Annotated in this window: 19 protein-coding genes; 9 read left to right on the top strand and 10 right to left on the bottom strand. The window is 46.3% G+C overall.

The window, feature by feature from the left end:
* Positions 1-53: 53 nt before the first annotated feature.
* The 4 genes from DOM22_RS17775 to aroF all read right to left on the bottom strand — a co-directional run bounded on the left by DOM22_RS17775 (position 54) and on the right by aroF (position 2,779).
* Positions 54-464, bottom strand: coding sequence for a bacteriohemerythrin (locus DOM22_RS17775; protein ID WP_168196693.1), 411 nt, complete (start codon positions 462-464; stop codon positions 54-56).
* Between the two features lie 156 nt (positions 465-620).
* The gene (locus DOM22_RS17770; RefSeq protein ID WP_142701654.1) at positions 621-1,058 is read right to left on the bottom strand and encodes a hypothetical protein; all 438 of its coding nucleotides are present in this window, start codon (positions 1,056-1,058) and stop codon (positions 621-623) included.
* 175 nt (positions 1,059-1,233) lie between these two features.
* On the bottom strand, positions 1,234-1,956 hold the full coding sequence (gene ubiE / locus DOM22_RS17765; RefSeq protein ID WP_142701653.1) for a bifunctional demethylmenaquinone methyltransferase/2-methoxy-6-polyprenyl-1,4-benzoquinol methylase UbiE: 723 nt from the start codon (positions 1,954-1,956) through the stop codon (positions 1,234-1,236).
* Entirely contained in the window at positions 1,946-2,779 is an 834-nt protein-coding gene (gene aroF, locus DOM22_RS17760) for a 3-deoxy-7-phosphoheptulonate synthase (RefSeq protein ID WP_246845743.1), read from the bottom strand. Before aroF ends, ubiE begins: the two co-directional genes overlap by 11 nt.
* A 157-nt stretch (positions 2,780-2,936) precedes the next feature.
* Between aroF and DOM22_RS17755 the strand changes: the two genes are divergently transcribed.
* From DOM22_RS17755 to DOM22_RS17745, 3 genes are read left to right on the top strand one after another with little or no spacing between them, the layout of a single operon-like run.
* Positions 2,937-3,884: a chorismate-binding protein gene (locus DOM22_RS17755; RefSeq protein ID WP_246845742.1), complete on the top strand. Its 948-nt coding sequence runs from the start codon at positions 2,937-2,939 to the stop codon at positions 3,882-3,884.
* Positions 3,881-5,452 (top strand): 2-succinyl-5-enolpyruvyl-6-hydroxy-3-cyclohexene-1-carboxylic-acid synthase, encoded by a 1,572-nt coding sequence (menD, locus tag DOM22_RS17750; RefSeq protein ID WP_142701650.1) that lies wholly within the window; start codon positions 3,881-3,883, stop codon positions 5,450-5,452. Before DOM22_RS17755 ends, menD begins: the two co-directional genes overlap by 4 nt.
* On the top strand, positions 5,449-6,201 hold the full coding sequence (locus tag DOM22_RS17745) for an alpha/beta fold hydrolase (protein ID WP_142701649.1): 753 nt from the start codon (positions 5,449-5,451) through the stop codon (positions 6,199-6,201). Before menD ends, DOM22_RS17745 begins: the two co-directional genes overlap by 4 nt.
* On the opposite strand, the gene DOM22_RS17740 is transcribed toward DOM22_RS17745, so the two are convergent.
* The 5 genes from DOM22_RS17740 to add all read right to left on the bottom strand — a co-directional run bounded on the left by DOM22_RS17740 (position 6,184) and on the right by add (position 10,685).
* A complete protein-coding gene (locus DOM22_RS17740) occupies positions 6,184-6,996 on the bottom strand; it encodes a trypsin-like serine protease (RefSeq protein ID WP_168196692.1) in 813 nt (270 codons plus the stop codon). The genes DOM22_RS17745 and DOM22_RS17740 overlap by 18 nt on opposite strands.
* A 2-nt stretch (positions 6,997-6,998) precedes the next feature.
* The gene (locus DOM22_RS17735) at positions 6,999-7,862 is read right to left on the bottom strand and encodes a trypsin-like serine protease (RefSeq protein ID WP_142701647.1); all 864 of its coding nucleotides are present in this window, start codon (positions 7,860-7,862) and stop codon (positions 6,999-7,001) included.
* A gap of 222 nt (positions 7,863-8,084) precedes the next feature.
* Positions 8,085-9,047, bottom strand: a complete 963-nt coding sequence (pip, locus tag DOM22_RS17730) for a prolyl aminopeptidase (RefSeq protein WP_142701646.1) — start codon at positions 9,045-9,047, stop codon at positions 8,085-8,087.
* 13 nt (positions 9,048-9,060) lie between these two features.
* On the bottom strand, positions 9,061-9,663 hold the full coding sequence (locus DOM22_RS17725; RefSeq protein WP_142701645.1) for a DUF6624 domain-containing protein: 603 nt from the start codon (positions 9,661-9,663) through the stop codon (positions 9,061-9,063).
* On the bottom strand, positions 9,663-10,685 hold the full coding sequence (add, locus tag DOM22_RS17720) for an adenosine deaminase (RefSeq protein WP_142701644.1): 1,023 nt from the start codon (positions 10,683-10,685) through the stop codon (positions 9,663-9,665). Before add ends, DOM22_RS17725 begins: the two co-directional genes overlap by 1 nt.
* A 36-nt stretch (positions 10,686-10,721) precedes the next feature.
* Here add and DOM22_RS17715 point away from each other — a divergent pair, with 36 nt between their 5' ends.
* From DOM22_RS17715 to DOM22_RS17705, 3 genes are all read left to right on the top strand, one after another.
* A complete protein-coding gene (locus tag DOM22_RS17715) occupies positions 10,722-12,728 on the top strand; it encodes a transketolase C-terminal domain-containing protein (RefSeq protein WP_142701643.1) in 2,007 nt (668 codons plus the stop codon).
* Between the two features lie 127 nt (positions 12,729-12,855).
* Complete coding sequence (gene gloA / locus DOM22_RS17710; protein WP_142701642.1) at positions 12,856-13,368, top strand: lactoylglutathione lyase; 513 nt, start codon at positions 12,856-12,858, stop codon at positions 13,366-13,368.
* Between the two features lie 182 nt (positions 13,369-13,550).
* Positions 13,551-13,805: a hypothetical protein gene (locus DOM22_RS17705; protein WP_142701641.1), complete on the top strand. Its 255-nt coding sequence runs from the start codon at positions 13,551-13,553 to the stop codon at positions 13,803-13,805.
* 80 nt (positions 13,806-13,885) lie between these two features.
* Here DOM22_RS17705 and DOM22_RS17700 read toward each other — a convergent pair whose 3' ends face one another.
* On the bottom strand, positions 13,886-14,359 hold the full coding sequence (locus DOM22_RS17700; RefSeq protein ID WP_246845740.1) for a chemotaxis protein CheW: 474 nt from the start codon (positions 14,357-14,359) through the stop codon (positions 13,886-13,888).
* A 255-nt stretch (positions 14,360-14,614) separates the two neighbouring features.
* Between DOM22_RS17700 and DOM22_RS17695 the strand changes: the two genes are divergently transcribed.
* From DOM22_RS17695 to DOM22_RS17685, 3 genes are read left to right on the top strand one after another with little or no spacing between them, the layout of a single operon-like run.
* Entirely contained in the window at positions 14,615-16,774 is a 2,160-nt protein-coding gene (locus DOM22_RS17695; protein ID WP_142701640.1) for a chemotaxis protein CheA, read from the top strand.
* Complete coding sequence (locus tag DOM22_RS17690; protein WP_142701639.1) at positions 16,771-17,640, top strand: protein-glutamate O-methyltransferase CheR; 870 nt, start codon at positions 16,771-16,773, stop codon at positions 17,638-17,640. The genes DOM22_RS17695 and DOM22_RS17690 overlap by 4 nt, the downstream gene beginning before the upstream one ends.
* A gap of 9 nt (positions 17,641-17,649) precedes the next feature.
* The gene (locus DOM22_RS17685; protein WP_142701638.1) at positions 17,650-18,711 is read left to right on the top strand and encodes a chemotaxis response regulator protein-glutamate methylesterase; all 1,062 of its coding nucleotides are present in this window, start codon (positions 17,650-17,652) and stop codon (positions 18,709-18,711) included.
* Positions 18,712-18,803: the final 92 nt, after the last annotated feature.

Below are 18,803 nucleotides of genomic sequence, written 5' to 3'. Positions count from 1 at the left end.
CCGGTACGAATCGGAAATAAAAAAGGCTGGTGATGAACCAGCCTTATTTATTTTTAAGCAGACTTTTGGGCGGCAATGACGCCATACTTGGTATCAATCCCCATGATGTGGGCTGTTAGCCAAGTTTTCAGGAATTGGAAGAATGCAGGCGTTAATACGCCTGTCTTGTCAAATTCAGTCGCGTGGCCTTTTAAGCGCTCGACCAAATCCTTATGAATTTTTTTGTGAACAGCAGCTTGCGAGTAGTCCAAAGTATCAAAGAATTTTTCTTCGTGGTCGAAGTGAGTGATCGTCCAGGAAGCCAGTTCGCGAACGATGGATTGCAACTCCGGTTTCGTCGCTTTCGCTTCGTAGCGGTCATACAATCGATTCATAATCTCTATTAACTTTTTATGCTCGTTATCCATCGCATCGACATGAGTGGTAAGACGTTCTTGGTCCCATTTAAAAAAATTGTCAGACATAGTGCACCTCGCAGGTTTTTTCACTATGCTTGTCGGCTGGTCGGAAGAACTCTGTATGATAAAGATCATATCTTGCGATTTTTCACTCGGATGCGAGCGTATTAATAAAAAAGGCCGAGGATCACTCAGCCTTCTTACTACCCGGGTGGAGGCTGTTTACAGAATCACATTTTCAGCCACTGGCGGCTGTCCTGTGATGCATTTGATGTACTTGGGATTGATCACTAAATTCTTTTTACCGTTGAACCAACGGATCTCGACGCGCTTTTGAGTTTCCATATGAGTGTACGTTGCATGATCGCCGTACATCACCATGTCTGGGGTGCGCAGGTCTTCGTAAGACTTCACGGCTAACATGATTTCCTTATTATCGAGATCACCAGTCACCATGTGACCGCTCATATCGTCAATGATCTGACCGTTTTTTTGACCAGCAGATAACATCGCATCGAAAGTCTTTTCAAGCTTCGCAAAGTCTTCTGGATTATGCACAACCCAGCCTTGCGCTTCGTAATCTTCCGCCGAAGGGCAGAACTCACTGGCAATTGCAGTTGAACCAAGAGCAAACGTCAAAACCAAAGCCATCCATTTCATGAGGGACTCCTTATTCGAATCGAATTGCTGACTACTGTTCAACGAACTGAAGTCGGAGTCAAATTTTAGTGCTCTTGAAAACAAAATAAAAAAGGCGTCCTTGTGGAACGCCTTTGCTGTCTTGCACTTCAGCTTCGCCGAGGTGGTTTAGGCTTTTACGTTTGCATGAAGCAGACTATTTAACAGTGCCTTTGTAGATGTACGCAATGCCACCAGTCAAAGTGATGTACTCTGTGTGGGAGAACGCGCCGGTTTGTTTCATCAAATCCAGGAAGCCCTCTTTGCAAGGGAAAGCCGCTGAAGACTTTTGCAAGTATTCGTAAGCGTCTTTTTGACCTGTTACCAAGCCACCGATTTTTGGAAGAATGTTTTGTGAATAGAAATTGTAAAGCGCGCCGAACACCGGGATGTTCACTTGGCCGAATTCCAAAACCATCACTGTGCCACCGGATTTAGTGACTCGCGCCATTTCGCTGAGACCCTTAACCGGGTTGCCTACATTGCGAATACCAAAAGAGATGGAAGAGATATCGAAAGAATCATCAGCGTACTGAAGTTGAGTCACGTCAGCTTGTTCAAACTTGATGTCCAAACCGCGCTGAGCTGCTTTGCCTGGAGCCGGGATCAACATCTCGGCACAGAAATCAGTTCCTGTGACTTGACCTGCAGAACCCACTTGTTGTTTGAATTCAATCGCCAGGTCACCAGTACCCGTTGCGCAATCCAAAACTCTGTCGCCTAGCTTCGCGCCAGAATATTTAACCAATTTTTTTCTCCACAAGTGGTGAACACCCATGGAAAGCACATTGTTCCCTTTGTCGTAGTTCGCGGCCACTTTAGAGAACATGCTGCGAATGATTTCAGGATTTGGAGAGTGTTTTTGATTCTCAGTGTGCATGGGCTGTCACCTTGTGAAGAGGACGATCGATAGCGACTAGGATTCTTTCAAGTTTTCTCATCATCATTTCGAAGTCCTGCAAAGTCAGGGCTTGCATACCATCAGAAAGAGCTTCTGCTGGGCGAGGATGAACTTCCACGATGATACCGTCAGCTCCCACAGCCGCAGCTGCGTAAGCCAGGTCAGGAACCAACGCGCGAATACCCACTGCATGAGAAGGATCCACAATAACAGGAAGATTTGTATTTTTCTTGGCGAAAGCCACAGCGTTCAAATCCAAAGTGTTGCGAGTCGCTGTTTCGAAAGTACGGATACCACGTTCACAAAGGATCACATTGCCGTTACCCGCTTTGATCACGTATTCAGAGGCTTTAACCCATTCTTCGATGTAAGCGGCCAAACCACGTTTCAAAAGAACTGGTTTGTTTTGACGTCCCAACTCTTTCAAAAGTTCGTAGTTCTGCATAGAGCGAGAACCCACTTGGAAGCACTCTACAAGGTCGTAAACTTCTTCAATTTGACGGATGTCAGTGACTTCGGAGATCAAGCTCATATTGAGCTGTTTGCAAACGTCTTTAACGATATCGAAAGATGAATTTCCCAAGCCTTGGAAGGCTGTCGGGGACGTGCGCATTTTCCAGATACCGCCGCGAAGCAAGTGTGCGCCAGAAGCCTTAACACCGGAAGCTGTCTCAAGAAATTGAGCGTGGCTTTCGATAGAGCACGGACCGGCGATGACCGTGAATTCGGGACCCCCAATATTAAACCCGCCAACATTGACGATTTGGGTTGAGGGACTTGTTTGCATAGTTTGCGTTTCCATATTACGAACTCTCACTGTGGATCGCAAACATAGCATATCGCCTCTAGGCATTACAAACTTTTTGGACTCGGGGGCCCTCTTGCGCCATAAGGGGCAGTGGACTCTCATTGAGGGTCCTTTTAGCCCTGTAAAATCTGCCAATAGTGCAGAGATTTCAGTGTTTTGCCCTGATTTCTATGAGCAGGATTCGCACCCGTTATGGTGGGGAACTGCTCAAAACACTTTGAGCACCCAAGAACTCCAATCCCTGTTGGAAAACTATCTGGCCGGAAACCCGCGTCCCGAAGGGCCCCTAAGTAAGGCCCAGTGGAGTGAACCAGCAGAGTCCGACTTTCAAAAAGACCTCGAAGTGATCCAAGGTAAGATCGCAAAAAATGAAATTCAAAAAGCAGTGCCCGTGATCTTTGCCCGCTCGTCACAAACAGTGACGGCTACGGAGCGTGCGCAAATGATTTTGAATTTGTTGTCGGCACCAGAGACTTTGTACGTCTTTGGTTTTTGGCAAAAGGGTCAGGGCATTCTGGGGGCCACTCCGGAAACACTTTTCAGTTATGAACAGGGTTTCCTGCAAACGATGGCGCTCGCAGGCACTTGTCCAAAAAGCGACAAGGGTGAACGCCAATCATTGTTGCTTGATGAAAAAGAAATGCAAGAGCATCATCTGGTGGTTGAAGATCTCTCCCAACGCTTAAAGAAATGGGGAGACGTGCAAAGTCAGGGTCCGATGATCCTGGAATTGCCGACACTGTTTCATCTGAAAACTGATTTCCAGGTGAAGTGCAATCGACGCCCTGATTTCCGTGAATTGGTGATGGAACTTCATCCCACACCCGCTTTGGGAGTCGCTCCGCGCGCAGCCGGTTACGGTTGGATGCAGGATTTGCCAGGTCAGGAAGGTCGTCGTGGTTACGGAGCACCGTTTGCGTTTTTTGGCGCAGAGGAGGCTCTGTGTCTTGTGGCGATTCGGAATTTGCAGTGGAGTACGAACGAATCTATGATTGGTTCTGGTTGCGGCATTGTTGCGGCTAGTGAATTTTCCAGAGAGTGGCGTGAACTCTTTCAAAAACGCCTGTCTGTAAGAAAGATTTTGGGGCTTAACGTATGACAAACATGGAATTGGCGGCAAAAGTTATTCAGGAGCTGGTGGACACCGGCGTTCGTGAATTCATTCTTTGTGCTGGAGCCCGCAACAGTCCACTGGTTCACATCCTGGACGAAAACAAAAGCCTGAAAGTTTATTCTTTCTTTGAAGAGCGCTCTGCTGCTTTCTTTGCTTTGGGGCGTATCGCGGGTTACCGCCGTCCGGTTGCTATTTTCACAACTTCAGGAACTGCAGTTGCAGAACTTTTGCCAGCAGCGGTTGAGGGAACGTATTCCTCTTTGCCTTTGATCATGATCACTGCGGATCGTCCTAAACGCTATCGCGGTTCCGGAGCTCCGCAAACGATTGAGCAAGTCGGTATTTTTTCTTATTACAACGAAGTGGCTTTGGATATCGATGCGGAAAATTCCCATTTGTCGTTCAAAAGTTTATCGTGGAAAAAACCAATTCACGTGAATGTTTGTTTTGAAGAGCCGTTGATTGACGGACCTGTTCCGCAAATCAAAGTTCCAGCAACTTCGGAAAGAACAAAACTTCCGGGTCAATTACCAATGGGCATGTTGAAGCAATTGGAAGATTTCCTTAACACGCACAAACCTTTGGTGCTCGTCGGGATTTTGCCAGAGAAAGCTTATGGCACTGTTTTGGATTTTTTAAAACAGTACAAAGCTCCCGTGTATGCCGAAGGTATTTCCAGTCTGCGCGGGCATCCTGATTTAAAGGACCTGCAAATTCGCTCGGGCGAGCAGATGATTCACAAGCTTTTAAAGTCTGGGACCTGCGACTCCATTTTGCGAATTGGAGGGATTCCCACCGTTCGTCTGTGGCGTGATCTTGAAGATCGTTATCGCGAGCTGCCAGTTTTTTCAGTCGGATTTAATCACTATACGGGATTAAGTCGTCCGGTAGACCATTGCCCTTCGCTGGATTTGCTCAGCCAGGTGGAGTTCGCCTCCGTTCACAGAGAGAACTATCAGATCGCGATGGAAGATGAATCTCGCACCCAACAAATGAAGTCATTGCTTGAGAAATATCCTAAGTCCGAGCAAGGCATGATTTATGCGGCCTCCAAACATATGAAGGGTCACTCCGTTTATCTTGGAAACTCTTTGCCAATTCGCGAATGGGATTCATGTGCTGATTTGGACAGTTCTCCATTGCGTGTGGCTGCGAATCGTGGAGCAAATGGTATAGACGGGCAGATCTCGACTTTCCTCGGTTGGGCACACACAGATACACAGAACTGGTGTCTGGTCGGGGATCTAACTGCGATGTATGATCTTTCGGCACTTTGGGCGACTTCTCAGTTAGAAGCGCAGAAATTACGAGTAGTTGTGATCAACAATGGTGGTGGCCAAATCTTCTCACGGATGTTCAAGAAAGAGATTTTCGTGAATAAGCACGAAATTTCATTCGAATCGTGGGCAAAAATGTGGAATTGGTCGTATCAGAAGTGGCATACTGTTCCTACGAGTTTGGAACTGGACAATCTTCAAGTGATTGAGATGGTCCCTGATTGGAATGAGACCCAGCAGTTTTGGAAGGAAATCGAAACCCTTTGGAAAGAGTGAACCTTTTTCTTTTACACGGATTCTTAGGCAGACCCTCGGATTGGGAAGCGGTGAAAGCTTCTCTTCCTCCGGTCTCGAATCTGCGTATCTATACTCCTGACTATTTCAAAGACGAAGAGCTCAACTCCGTACATGGTTTTGATCAATGGGCCGAAAACTTTAACGACTGGGTTTATGATGAAACCAAAAACACTGGCCGCAATGTAATTGTCGGTTATTCTTTGGGCGGTCGTTTGGCTTTACAAGCTCTCGCACAAAATCCCACTCAATGGTTCAAAGCTTTATTGATCTCTACCAATCCTGGCTTTGATGATAATTTACGACATTTCGATCCCAGTTCTGAACAGCGTCGACAGCGCTGGTTGAGCGATTCCTATTGGGCAGAGGAGTTTCTGAAAGCTCCGTGGGATATGGTAATGAGAAACTGGAATGCCCAGCCTGTATTCGGTGGTGGCAGTGAGCCTGTTCGTTTGGAAAAAGACTATAATCGTGAATTCCTAAGTCTTGCATTGACCAGATGGTCCCTGGCGGAACAACAGAACATGCGCAATATCATCAGCGCCCTAAGGCAAAAAGTAATGTGGATGGTTGGCGAGAAAGACGAAAAGTTTGTCTCGATGTCGCAAAATCTGCATCACCAGACGGGCTTGGACTATGTGGTGGCCCCAGATGCCTCTCACCGTGTGCTGTTTGATCGTCCCCGCGAAGTTGCAGAAAAAATCAAACAGATCCTACAGCAGTTGTCCTGATTGGGCATTGATCCACGGTTTATAAAACTTCACATCCATGAACATCGAGTGCTCTTTACACAAGTCATAGACTGAGTCTTTGGGTTTGTACCAAAGCACTGCGGAAGTTACTCCCACTAGGTAGTATTGACCGTTTGATTTGACGAACGCTGGACCGCCAGAATCGCCATAGCAAATGCCGCGACCGTCTTGTTGGCTGACTTCAAAAGCTTTGCCGTTCGTCGTCTTGGATTGAATTTTCAATGTCACTTTGCGAAGGCGACCCGAGCCACTGTCAGAAGGGGGAACGTTGCGAACGCCTTTCACGCGGCCATAGCCAACCGCAATGATTTCTGATTTTACCTTGGCGAAAATTTTCGCATTCGCCAGCGGAGCGGGTTCAAAACCCTCTGGCAAGCCACCGGAAAATGAGATCAAACCGACATCGTTGCGTTCCGCAGTTAGATCCGCTTTATAAGCGACGTGTTTAACCGCGCCGTTGCTGGTTCGAGCCTGCATTGTGCCCTTGGAGCGATCCAAACCAAAGCCAAGAACTAAAGTGTCAGACGTATTTTTAATACAGTGAGCAGCTGTTAAAATCAGATTTTCTGAAATGATTGTGCCAGTGCAATATGAAGAATCACGGTTGCTGTAAATAAAAACCAAGTGCTTAGAGATGGAATCCACGCTGGATACGGTGCTCCCGCCGACGATTTCTTCCGTCACTTCATCAACGTTAGAATCAACAGCGGGGTTTTCAGGTTGGCAGGCATTTAACAATACGAGAGTCAGGATCAGGTAAATGCTTTTTTTCATAACTATTTTACTGATTCTTCCTGAAGTCTCGCCGCTGCAAGGTTCAGCCATTCTCTAAAGAACGGCACGCTGGCATAGACTGAATTCGTTGAACAATCAGTAAGCCTGTTATTGGCAGAGCGGTTTGCTACTCCCCATAAATACAGTTTATTGTTTTTTACGATGAACGCCGGGCCACCGGAATCTCCATGGCATGTGTTGCCCGATTGCGGAGCGACTTCGATTTCAGAACTGGAATAACGGTTGTTTTTAATTTTGGAAGTGGCTTGTCTTAATGTGCCAGCACCTTCCATAGATACTTCCACGCAACCTTGAAGGCGGACAGGGTCTTTGCAGCTGACTTGGCCTGATTGGATAGCACCAATCAAATCCGGGAATGTATTTACGTCCACGGGCTTCGTCGTCACTTTATTGACACCGAAACCGGCAATCAGAATTTGGTTATTATTAACGATGTCTTCTTCGGAAGCCAAAGCCGTGATCGGCGTGTAGCCACTTGGAGTGTCGCCAACATACTGAAGAAGTGCGATGTCCCCGGTATCAGTTTCTAAATGTGTTTCGGCGCCCCACCATGCAGGAATCGCTGTACGAGGAACCGCGCGAATCGCGGTGATGGTATTGCCCGTCGGGCTGATCACGTTATCGAAAACCACTGAAATACTAAGACTGCCTTCTGGGTCAGAGACACAGTGAGCAGCAGTTAAAACAAGTTTGTTTTTTAATAAAGTTCCGCTGCAAATTTCAACGTCGCCAGTCTCTTTGTTTTGAGTCAAAACACCGACAACGCTTTGGGAAGTCAGATCACGGCCCGTGACAACTTCACCACCGATGATTGCAGAGTCTGTTTTCTTTTTGGAGACTGGCATCTTCAGAGCCTGAGAGCAGGCGCTTAAAGTGCAGAGTGCTAGGAATAAGAAACAGCGGTTTAAAGACCCCAATTTTCCCCCAGGAATGGCACCATCAAACAAATGATGCGTTGAGCCATATAACCTGAAGTTCACGGAATTTGAAACATCAATTTAGGAGCAGGAAACAATTTCCCGCTCCTTATATTGTAAAAAATGCAGTCGCCAGGTCGCTAAAACGAATTAAAGCGATCTGCAGGCATCTGTGGCTTCGACCAGGGCAGAACGGGTGCCGGGTTCAGCGGCCGCGTGACCTGAATCGGGGATGATTTGGAATTTGGCTTCCGGCCAAGCTTTGTGAAGTTCCCACGCCGATGTCGCCGGGCAAACCACATCGTAACGGCCTTGAACGATCCACGCTGGAATGTTGCGGATCTTATTTACGTTTTCCAAAATCCAGTTGTTGGTTTCAAAGAACGCATTGTTGGTGAAGTAGTGACACTCGATACGTGCAAAGCTTAATGCAGAATCTGGATCATCGAACTCTTCGATCGCGTGAGCATCAATATACAAACGAGAAGTTGCGGCTTCCCATTTACTCCAGGCTTTCGCGGCTTCCAAACGCACATCGCGATTTTCATGAGTCAGGCGTTTGTAGTAGGCAGTTACCATGTCATGGCGTTCATTTTGAGGAATCACTTTCAAATACTCATCCCATACGTCAGGGAAAATCTGAGAAGCGCCTTCTTGATAAAACCATTTAATTTCTGAAGGACGGCACAGGAAAATTCCGCGCAGAACCAATGCTTTTACGCGCTCGGGATGTTTAATGGCGTAAGTCAAAGCCAGGGTCGAACCCCAGCTCCCGCCAAAGACAACCCATTTGTCGATTTTCAAATGCTCGCGAATACGTTCTGTATCTGCAACCAGATCCCATGTGGTGTTGTCACGAAGTTCAGCACAAGGAGTGGATTGGCCCGAACCACGTTGGTCGAACAAAATGATGCGATAAGTTTTCGGATCAAAGAAACGTCGGTGATCAGGAGCGACACCACCACCGGGGCCGCCGTGCAAAAACACGATGGGTTTACCAGCAGGATTTCCGACTTCTTCGAAATAGAGATTATGAATATCTGAAACTTTTAAAAAGCCTTTGTTGTAGGGCTCAATAGGTGGGTAAAAATCGCGAAGAGTTTGTTTTTCCATTTCTGATCCTTTGCTAGGGCATAGCGACTGTACGCCATCCTACTTTTAGAGTCCATGCTACATATTCTTCGTGACGCTTCTTGGGATCGGCTGGATGAAAATCGCCATCCAACGGAGTGATCACCAGGCTTTCCAAAGGTGGTAAATCCATTTCGGCGCGGCGTGCATTCAATTTACTTTCATCTTCCACATCGGTGATGCGCATAATTCCATTATCGTCCCAGTCCGCGTTGGTTCCATAGATTTGTTTGCGTCCCTCATAGAAACGAATGCGGTCCATGAGCCTTGCGACATAATCTTTTGGAACTTCGCCAGTCTTGGCTAAATTCACTGTGACCGCCTCCATCGAGCGCATGAATTCAGGCCAGCTGATCGCATGTAAAATCAATCTCATGGCATCAATCGCAGCATCTTTGCCTACTTTAGATATCGTGGGGAAACCGTGTTCATCAATCAGTGTTTTCAAATGTTGTGCATGCTTCAGGTGAACTTTTTCCATCGCGGGGGCATAGCCTTGAAAAAGTTCTCCCGTGGATGCCAGAACTTCGCGAACCGCGGTGTCCTCTCTCATCATGTGCTGAATCTCTTCGCCAATCGATTTCCAATCAGTTGCCATTAGAAAAAATCCTTTCTGAATTTCTCTTTTTCCGCTTTTGGAATGAAGCTTGCCTCGAAGGCAATCTGATTGCAGCGTTTGAAATCTTCCGTCGTGAAGGAATGCACGCGATGTAGAACTTCATAGTCGTCACTTAAGTTCGTCGCAAAGACTCCCGGATCGTCTGAATTTATCGTCACCAAAACTCCCGCATTTAAAAGCTGACGGATTGGATGCTCTTCATAGGTTTTAAATGATTGAGTCAGATAGTTACTGATCGGACAAACTTCCAATGGAATTTTGCGATCACGGATGAAATTTAAAACTTCAGGATTGCGCACGATTTGAATACCATGGCCGATTCGTTCTGCTCCCAGGATTTCGACAGAGTCTTTTACCCAGCTGGCGGCTTGATCGTTCGGTGTTTCGCCTGAGTGAATGGTGATATGCAGGCCAGCCTTTTTTGCTTTTTGAAAAAGTGGGGCAAATACTTTAGGATCAAAACCCTCTTCGTTGTCAGCCAAGTCCAGAGCGACAAAGCTGTCTTTGTGGTCTATAGCGAAATCCACAACTTTTTCCGCAACCGCGAATGGTTTTACTCGTTGCACGATGCAGATAAGTCCGACAGCGATGGCAAATTTCTTTTGCGCCAGCTTTACGCCGTTGTGCAAAGCCTGATGGATCTTTTCAAAAGTCAGAGAACTGTGGCCTTCTGCGATAAAAGTGGGCGCGTAACGCAGTTCCAGCAGGCGAATGCCGTCGTTGTAAGCATCTTCGCAGGCTTCAAAAGCAATACGCGAGAGGATTTCTTCGCTCGCCAGAACTTTTTGAGCATTCAGGAATTTATTCAGCACACTTCCCAGATCATTCATGGGCTCTGTAATTAAAAACTGCTCTTTTTGTTGCTGTGAAGTAGGCGCCAGAGTGATGCCAACTTGAGGTGCTAATTCGACCAAGGTGCTCCAACGCACTGAGCAGTCCAAGTGTCGGTGAAGCTCTACTTTTAAAAGATCGCGAATGTTGTGTGCATATAGCTTTTGCATTTGATGTTCCTCTGCGCTGGAAGTAGAACATATTCTATGACTGAACCTATTCAAATCAAATCAAAATTGGCTGGCAACCCGACTCAAGAACCTCAATTCAAAAGCTTTGTTAAAAGCAAAGACGGCAGATCCATTCCGGTGGCTGATCCTCGCTCGACGCGTGCGCTTGTGTCCTTGATGGACATGAATGCAGTGCTTGGCGGCGCGGCTTCGCACTACGGCGGTCCTGCAGCTTTTGCAGAGTTGATGTCCGCAATGCATGGTCTTGTTTTTGATCAAGCTCAAAAAGAAAACAAGCCTTGGTATGATTTGTTCCACGTTGTGAACGACGCTGGTCACTGTGAAAACGGTTTGTATGCTTTGAAAGCAAACTACCAAACAGCCGGTCTTAATTTGAACAGCCTAAAAAAATTCCGTTCGATCGAATCGGGTCTTACTGGTCACGGTGAAGTTCACTGTTTCCCTGAAGGTGTTTTCGTTTCTAACGGTCCTTTGGGTTCTGCTCTTCCACAAACTCAAGGTTTGGCGATGGGTGAGGCATTGTCTGGTAAAAACCGCGTAACGATCACAGCGATCTCTGACGGTGCCAGTATGGAAGGTGAAGCACGCGAAGCTTTCGCGGCGATTCCGGGGCTTGCAGCTCATGGTAAGATGGGGCCATTCGTGATGGTTATCAGCGATAACAACACGAAACTTTCGGGTCGTATTGATAATGAATCTTTCTCGATGTCTCATACATTTGCTTCTTTGAAAACTTTGGGCTGGGATGTGATCTCGTTGCCTGAAGGCAATGACTTGCAAAAGTGCTACGATGCAATTGCAACAGCTGTTGAAAAAGCCAAAGCAAATCCTAAGGTTCCAGTCGCAATCCACGCGAAAACCGTAAAAGGTATCGGAACTAAGAAAACGGCTGAATCTGCTTCAGGTGCTCACGGTTTCCCATTGAAGAGCCCTTCTGAACTTCCGGCCTTCTTGTCTGAAATCTACAATGGCGAAGCCTTGCCGGCTGTATTCAACACTTGGATCGAAGAATTGAACAAGTGGGAAGCAGAGATCAAAGCAAACGCAGTTAAAGACTCTGGCGAAAAAATCCAAAATGGTGTTTCTTCCGCTTTGATCCGTGCTCGTAAAGCGGGTTACCCAGTTTTGAGCGTGACTTCGGATCTTCCAGGTTCCACAGGTGTTGCTGGCTTCAGAAAAGAATTCCCAGCAGATTCTTTCGATGTGGGTGTGGCTGAATCCAATATGGTTTCTGCAGCGGCAGGTCTTTCTAAATTGGGTTACATCCCAGTTGTCGATACATTCGCTCAGTTCGGTGTAACGAAAGGTGCTTTGCCAATCACTATGGGCGCTTTGTCTGAAGCTCCAGTGATTGCAGTCTTCTCTCACACGGGTTTCCAAGATGCTGCTGACGGTGCATCTCACCAAGCTTTGTCTTACATGGCGATGGTTTCTTCGATTCCTCACGTGGATGTTTACTCTTTGTCTTGCAGCGAAGAAGCAGACAGCATCGTTTACTCTGTAATCGAAAAATTTGCCAATGATCGCAAAGCTGGCAAAGTTCCAAATAGCGCCGTGTTCTTCTTGGGCCGTGAAAACTTCCCTAAAACATATGTTGCTGGAACTAAGTACGATTTGAACAAAGCACAAGTATTGGCTGACACAACAGCTGGTAAAGCGAAGTCTGTGACAATCGCCACAACGGGTTCTTTGGTTCTTCAAGCTTTGGAGGCTTCTAAAACTTTGGAAGCGCAAGGTATCGGTTCTGTGGTTGTGAACGTGGTGAAAGTAAATCACCCCGATGTCGAAACTGTGAAAGCAGCTTTGGTAAAAACAGGCGGTCGCTTGGTGACTGTAGAAGATCACCAGTTGATCGGTGGTTTCGGGCAAATGCTTTGCCACTCATTGTTGCAGGCGCAAGTTGATTTCAAAGTGAAGTCTTTGGGCGTACACGGTGAATTCGGCCAAAGCTCATACACAGCTCTTGATTTGTACAAGAAGCACAAAATCGACGCTTCAGCCATCGTCGCAGCAGCCAAGTAAAAGGTACGCCGTACCTTTTGGGGGGTACGATGCAAAATCTGGTAAATATAATTTCGAAGGGAGAAGTGAAAGCTTCTCCCTTTTTTTTATGTTATATCTAAGGCGAAATTAATTTGAGGAGAACATCATGGCGGAAAATATTCCGGGTTTGTGCGCGAACCCCGATGGCGAGACGAAAAAATACGTATTCAATCACACCATGCTTCGTGTGAAAGATCCTAAAGCTTCGTTGGATTTTTACACTCGCATCTTGGGTATGAAGTTGGTGCGCAAACTTGATTTCGCGGAATGGAAGTTTTCGTTGTTCTTTTTGGCTTATGTTCCTGAAGGCACAAATGTTCCGACGGAAAACGAAGCGAATGCCAAATACACTTTTGGTCGTGAAGCGGTTTTAGAGCTGACTCATAACTGGGGCACAGAAGACCAAGAAACGACGCCTTACCACAACGGCAACACAGAGCCTCGTGGCTTTGGTCATATCTGCGTGACCGTTCCTGATATCAAAGCTGCGTGCGAACGGTTTGATAAATTAAATGTGACGTATCAGAAACGTTTAGGGGAGGGCGGAATGAAGAATATCGCCTTCATCAAAGATCCCGACAACTATTGGATCGAGATTGTTCAGGCGGGTTTGCTTTAGTCAATTCTTAACGATCATTAACATATGTTAAATTTCGGAGTGGAAAATGAAGAGATTTTTCTGTTTTCCCTCTGGAATTCGTGAATTTTTTGGATGCATTGGCGAATTACCGCTTATTAGTTTGGAGATTCGCTTTCTGTTGAGTAGGTTCCGGTCAAAATAACAACCCATTAGGAGTTTCAATGAAAGCACTTATCGGCGCATTGGTTTTGGCAGGTCTTTTCACATCTCAAGCAAACGCAGCTTCTTGCGGTCAAATGATCGAAAACAAAGCAAAAGCCCTTACTCAAATCAAATCTTTGACAGCTCAGATCAAAGCTTCAAACAATGCAGACGTTATCGAAGTTTTGACTGAAAAAAGACAAGACTATGTTGATTATGCAGCTCGCTTGGAAGTTACAATCAACGAACTTTGCAAAGCTGATTACAACGACTAATTATTTCGGACTTCATTCTGAAATAAAAAAAGGCACTGACAAAAGCAGTGCCTTTTTTATTTTTGAAAATCGAGATTCGATTAAGCAGCTTCAGAGAACTGAGCCATTTGGCCCATTTGATCTGAAGAGAATGCAGCCACGATATCAACAAGGATAACAACTCTGTTATCAACTTTACCCATACCGCGAACGAAGTGCATAGAGCTTTGGTTGCCAAGAACCGGTGACGGTTCGATTTGGTTGTCCTGAAGATCCACAACTTCTTTTACTGAATCCACGATCATGCCAACTTGACCGATTTCAGTGTCGATCACGATGATGCAAGTATCGCGAGTTTTATCTTGAGCATCCATTCCGAATTTTACGCGAAGATTAACAACTGGAATGATTTTTCCACGCAAATTCATGACACCCTTAACGTATTCAGGCGTGCGTGGAACCGGAGTGATTTCACCAAACTGGTTGATTTCGCGAACTGTTTCAATCGCGACACCATATTGCTCTGACATCAATTGGAAAGTCAGATACTGACCAGCTTTTGCTTTTGTAGACATTTCACTCATAGTAAGGCCTTTCGATGTAATTGGACCCCCTACTATTCGCCGAAATCTCAAGGGAACTTAAGGGTATGTTAAAAATAATTGTTAATTCGTATTTTCGCGCCCTTATGAGACAGCTTTAGTTCGACTCCAGGACCTATGACTAAATCAGTGAATTTACCCGCGGCTCTGGTCCTTCGTAGTAGAATCAAATGTTCTAAGTTGCCGATAACTCTAGTGATTAGAAATACACAGTCCCTGGAGAAATAAATGAGCGGCGATAATGCATTCTTTGAAGAACTGCAGATGGATTTCCTTAACGAGTCCTTGTTCATGTTCGAGCAATACGACGAATCGATGATGAAACTAGAAAACAGTGATGATCCTGCGAAAGATCTGACAGATATTTTCCGTGTGGCCCATTCAGTAAAAGGTGGAGCAGCAGCGGTAGGATTGTCAGATCTTGCGAAATTCGCGCACGTTGCGGAAGATCTTTTGGATCTTCTTCGTTCCAAGCCAGAGCTGGTGAACTCGAATGTTATCTCTTTGCTTTTGCAAGCAGGTGACGAGTTGAAAAATCGCATCTCTTCTTTGCAGCAAGGTCAAGGTGGTCCATGGGATCCATCTGAACTGGTGAAACAACTTGTGGCTGTGACGGAAAGTCTTTCCGGCAAAAAATCTTCTCATACGAAAGCAGCTGAGGCCGCGGCCGCTGCGGCAGCTCCAGCTCCGGTGGCAGCAGCAACAGCTGATGAACCAAAAATGTCTGTGCCTGATGACTTCTTCGAGCATGTGGATGCGGCGGCAGCGAATTGTCCCGTGCCAGAAGCAAAACCCAACATGGAAACTTCTGACGATGTCGTGAACCACGATCTTTTGGCAGAGTTGCTCGCACAATTGTCTCCAGAAGACCAAGCCGAGTTTCATGCGAAAGAAGCAGCAGAAGCCGCCGAAAAAGAATTGATCCGTGAAATTGAAAATGCAGCAATTGAAATTCCTGTGGAAGCTTCCACTCCAGAAGTGGCAGCTGTGGAAGCATCTCCAGTTGTGGCAGCGGGCCCTGCGGTTTCTCCTGCTGCAACGGCTTCTCCAGAGCCAGTGGCAGAAGCTCCGAAATTGAAAGTGGTTTCTGAGGCAAAACCAGCTGCATCAGAAAACGGTGGCGGCGGCGGGGGTAATAAAACTCCTGCAAAAAATGCCAACAGCACGATCAAAGTGGATACAGGGCGTGTTGATTCCGTGTTGGATGCTGTGGGTGAGTTGGTTGTATTGAAGAATCAGTTGGTACACGACGAAACTGTTCGCAGTGGTGAAAATCTTCGTCTAGAAGCGATCGTTGACCAGCTGGACAAAGCTGTGCGTGAACTTTATGAAAAAACATTAAGCATCCGCATGACGCCTCTGAAATCCATGTTCATTAAAATCCAACGTATCGTGCGTGACGTATCTTTGACTCTGGATAAACCTGTTGATTTGCAATTGATCGGTGAGGAGACAGAGGTTGAAAGAACGGTTTTTGAACTCTTGGGTGACCCTTTGGTTCACTTGGTCAGAAACTCCATGGACCACGGTGTGGAAAAACGTGAAGTACGTCAAGAGCGCGGTAAGCCTGTGACTGCAAAAGTAACGGTTTCTGCAAAACAAAACGGTGGTAACGTCGTTATCGAGATCATCGATGATGGTGGTGGTATCAACCGTGAGAAGGTTTTGGCGAAAGCCATTGAAAAAGGTTTCGTTCCGAAGGGCCAAGACCCGGCAACTATTCCGGATGAACAAGTTTTCCAATATATTTTCTATCCTGGTTTCTCGACGGCTGACAAAATTTCGGACCTTTCTGGTCGTGGTGTTGGTTTGGACGTGGTGAAATCAAATCTGGATAAGATCAACGGTAAGATTAACATCATGTCTAAATCAGGCGTGGGTACGACATTCCGTTTGACGATTCCTCTTAGTACGGCGATCACTGACGGTATCATCGTGGCCTTGGACGGTTCTCGTTACATCCTTCCGATCCACTCGATCCGCGAGATCGTGCGTGTCCAGCCGAAGGATTACACAAGTATTTCTAACGCTGGCAAAGTGGCCAACATTCGTGGCTTGTTGCTTCCAGTGATCGATGTGTCCCACACGTTGGGTTCTTTGAACAGCCAGTTTGGCACCAAAGAGACTGTGGTGAAAGATACGTTGAGCGCGCGTCGTGAAGAGACGATGCTGGTGATCATCGAGTCTGTGACCGGTCAAATGGCCTTCCCAGTGGATGATGTCTTGGGTCAGGCGCAAGTGGTGGTGAAACCAATCGTGACGGGCTTTGATATTCCTGAGATCGCAGGTGCTGCGATTCTGGGTGATGGTCGTACCGTACTAATTTTGGAACCAGGTTCATTGTTGCAGTCCGTTTCTAAGGGATCAGGAATGGCGGCAGCAGCATGAGTGCACTAAAAAAGACTGAAGCCGTAAGCGCTCTGTATGAGTTTGAAGATATTCAGCTCACCGAGAAGATGTTCGCAAAGTTCGCCAAGCACATGTATGACCTGGCGGGCGTGGATTTGCCATTTTCCCCTAAGAATCATGCGCTGATCCGTAACCGTATAGTGAAGCTTTTGCGCCGTCATGGCTTGAAATCTTACGAGCAGTATTGGGACATGATTGAACACGGAAATCATGAAATCACTTCGGAGTTCATCTCTGCTTTGACAACAAACATGACGTCTTTTTACCGAGAAGGAAATCACTTTGATTTCCTTGCGCAACAACTTCCAGAACTTTATAAAAAATTTGGCGCTGACATTCGTATGTGGTGTGCAGCTGCAAGTACGGGGCAAGAGCCCTATACGATTGCTATGACTGCTCACGAAGTGATGCAACAGATTCCCGGTATGAAGGCACGCTTGCTTGCGACGGATATCGATTTGCAAGTTTTGAAAAAAGGCTCCATCGGTGCCTATGAAGATCGCGAAATGCAGGGCCTGCCTCCGGCTCAGCGTCTAAAGTACTTTGAAAAAGTTAAAAAGAATGAAACTGAATATTGGAGAGCGAAAGACAATATTCACGACATGGTTCGCTTTGCGCAATTCAATTTGATGAGTCCTAAGTATGAATTTCAGCACAAGTTCCATGTGATTTTTTGTCGTAACGTTTTGATATATTTCGACGAAGAGACGACGAAAAAAGTAATCGACAGCCTGACTTCGTGTCTGGCACCGGGTGGCTACCTGATTTTGGGACATTCCGAATCAGGAAATATTAAACACACTCATTTGAAACCGCTATCACGCGCAGTTTATCAAAAGCTGTAAGAAGGAAATATGGGTCAAAAAATCAAAGTTCTCATCGTTGATGACTCCGCAGTGATTCGTAAGTTGCTAGAGAAAATTTTCTCTTCGGCACCGGATATCGAAGTGGTTGGTACAGCTTCTGATCCTTACATTGCTCGTGATAAATTGGTGCAACTAAAACCTGATGTTATGACTTTGGATGTGGAGATGCCTCGTATGGACGGCATCAGCTTCCTGGAAAAAGTCATGCAGCACTTTCCAACCCGAACAGTTATCTTTTCGAGTCTGGCAAAAACAGGTTCGGAAACTTATCTTCGTGCTCTTGAGGCCGGTGCTATTGAAATCATGGAAAAACCTTCCATCGACGTTTCGCAAACTCTTGAAGTTCTGGGGCGCGAAATTATTGAAAAGGTTCGCGTGGTCGCCCGCGCTCGCATCCAATCTAGAACGAAAGTGGCAACACCGACAACTCCTGTAAAAAAGGTGGATCGTACGTCGCTCGCGCGTACAACCCATCAAATGATTGCAGTCGCATCAAGCACAGGCGGTACGGAGGCTTTAAAAGTTTTCCTTTCCGGCATGCCGGCGAATATCCCTGGAACAGTGGTGGTTCAGCATATGCCTCCAGGTTTTACGAAGTCTTTCGCAGATAATTTAAACGCTATGTTTCCGTTTGAAGTAAAAGAAGCTCAAGAAGGTGACCAGGTTGTTCCAGGTCGTGTCTTGATTGCTCCGGGTAATTTCCACATGGAAATCACTCGTAGTGGTGCTTTTTACTATATCAAGCTTCATCAGAATGCTCCTATGCACAGCGTGCGCCCTGCAGCTGATTACTTAATGAAATCGGTCGCAAAATACGCAGGTAAAAATGCGATGGGTGTCGTACTAACGGGTATGGGTAAAGACGGCGCTGAAGGTCTTTTGGAGATGAAAAATGCCGGAGCCTTTACAGTCGCGCAGAACGAAGAAACCTGTGTGGTGTATGGAATGCCAGCCGCGGCTGTGGCATTGGGAGCTGCAGATAAGATAATGGCCCTGGATAAAATTGCAGGAGAATTATTAAAGCAGCTTGATTTAAGAGAAGCCGCTTAATTACAGATGCTTTATGGAACGTGTAAAACGGGGAAAGTTCAGACTTTCCCTGTTTTATTTTTAGCGCCTATGGAATATTAACGAATTCGCAC

This window comes from Bdellovibrio sp. ZAP7 (assembly GCF_006874645.1).
In the GTDB taxonomy this organism is placed as follows: domain Bacteria; phylum Bdellovibrionota; class Bdellovibrionia; order Bdellovibrionales; family Bdellovibrionaceae; genus Bdellovibrio.
Note: the sequence above shows the minus strand (reverse complement) of the source record. Positions and strands in the feature narration are given on the sequence as shown.

Excerpts from the sequence above, each read along its gene's own strand:
- add (WP_142701644.1), bottom strand. The coding sequence starts at position 10,685 with ATGCAAAAGCTATATGCACACAACATTCGCGATCTTTTAAAAGTAGAG.
- DOM22_RS17770 (WP_142701654.1), bottom strand. The coding sequence starts at position 1,058 with ATGAAATGGATGGCTTTGGTTTTGACGTTTGCTCTTGGTTCAACTGCA.
- menD (WP_142701650.1), top strand. The coding sequence starts at position 3,881 with ATGACAAACATGGAATTGGCGGCAAAAGTTATTCAGGAGCTGGTGGAC.
- ubiE (WP_142701653.1), bottom strand. The coding sequence starts at position 1,956 with ATGCACACTGAGAATCAAAAACACTCTCCAAATCCTGAAATCATTCGC.
- DOM22_RS17775 (WP_168196693.1), bottom strand. The coding sequence starts at position 464 with ATGTCTGACAATTTTTTTAAATGGGACCAAGAACGTCTTACCACTCAT.
- aroF (WP_246845743.1), bottom strand. The coding sequence starts at position 2,779 with ATGGAAACGCAAACTATGCAAACAAGTCCCTCAACCCAAATCGTCAAT.
- DOM22_RS17705 (WP_142701641.1), top strand. The coding sequence starts at position 13,551 with ATGAAAGCACTTATCGGCGCATTGGTTTTGGCAGGTCTTTTCACATCT.
- gloA (WP_142701642.1), top strand. The coding sequence starts at position 12,856 with ATGGCGGAAAATATTCCGGGTTTGTGCGCGAACCCCGATGGCGAGACG.
- DOM22_RS17685 (WP_142701638.1), top strand. The coding sequence starts at position 17,650 with ATGGGTCAAAAAATCAAAGTTCTCATCGTTGATGACTCCGCAGTGATT.
- pip (WP_142701646.1), bottom strand. The coding sequence starts at position 9,047 with ATGGAAAAACAAACTCTTCGCGATTTTTACCCACCTATTGAGCCCTAC.
- DOM22_RS17715 (WP_142701643.1), top strand. The coding sequence starts at position 10,722 with ATGACTGAACCTATTCAAATCAAATCAAAATTGGCTGGCAACCCGACT.
- DOM22_RS17735 (WP_142701647.1), bottom strand. The coding sequence starts at position 7,862 with ATGCCAGTCTCCAAAAAGAAAACAGACTCTGCAATCATCGGTGGTGAA.
- DOM22_RS17695 (WP_142701640.1), top strand. The coding sequence starts at position 14,615 with ATGAGCGGCGATAATGCATTCTTTGAAGAACTGCAGATGGATTTCCTT.
- DOM22_RS17725 (WP_142701645.1), bottom strand. The coding sequence starts at position 9,663 with ATGGCAACTGATTGGAAATCGATTGGCGAAGAGATTCAGCACATGATG.
- DOM22_RS17740 (WP_168196692.1), bottom strand. The coding sequence starts at position 6,996 with ATGAAAAAAAGCATTTACCTGATCCTGACTCTCGTATTGTTAAATGCC.
- DOM22_RS17690 (WP_142701639.1), top strand. The coding sequence starts at position 16,771 with ATGAGTGCACTAAAAAAGACTGAAGCCGTAAGCGCTCTGTATGAGTTT.
- DOM22_RS17700 (WP_246845740.1), bottom strand. The coding sequence starts at position 14,359 with ATGTCTACAAAAGCAAAAGCTGGTCAGTATCTGACTTTCCAATTGATG.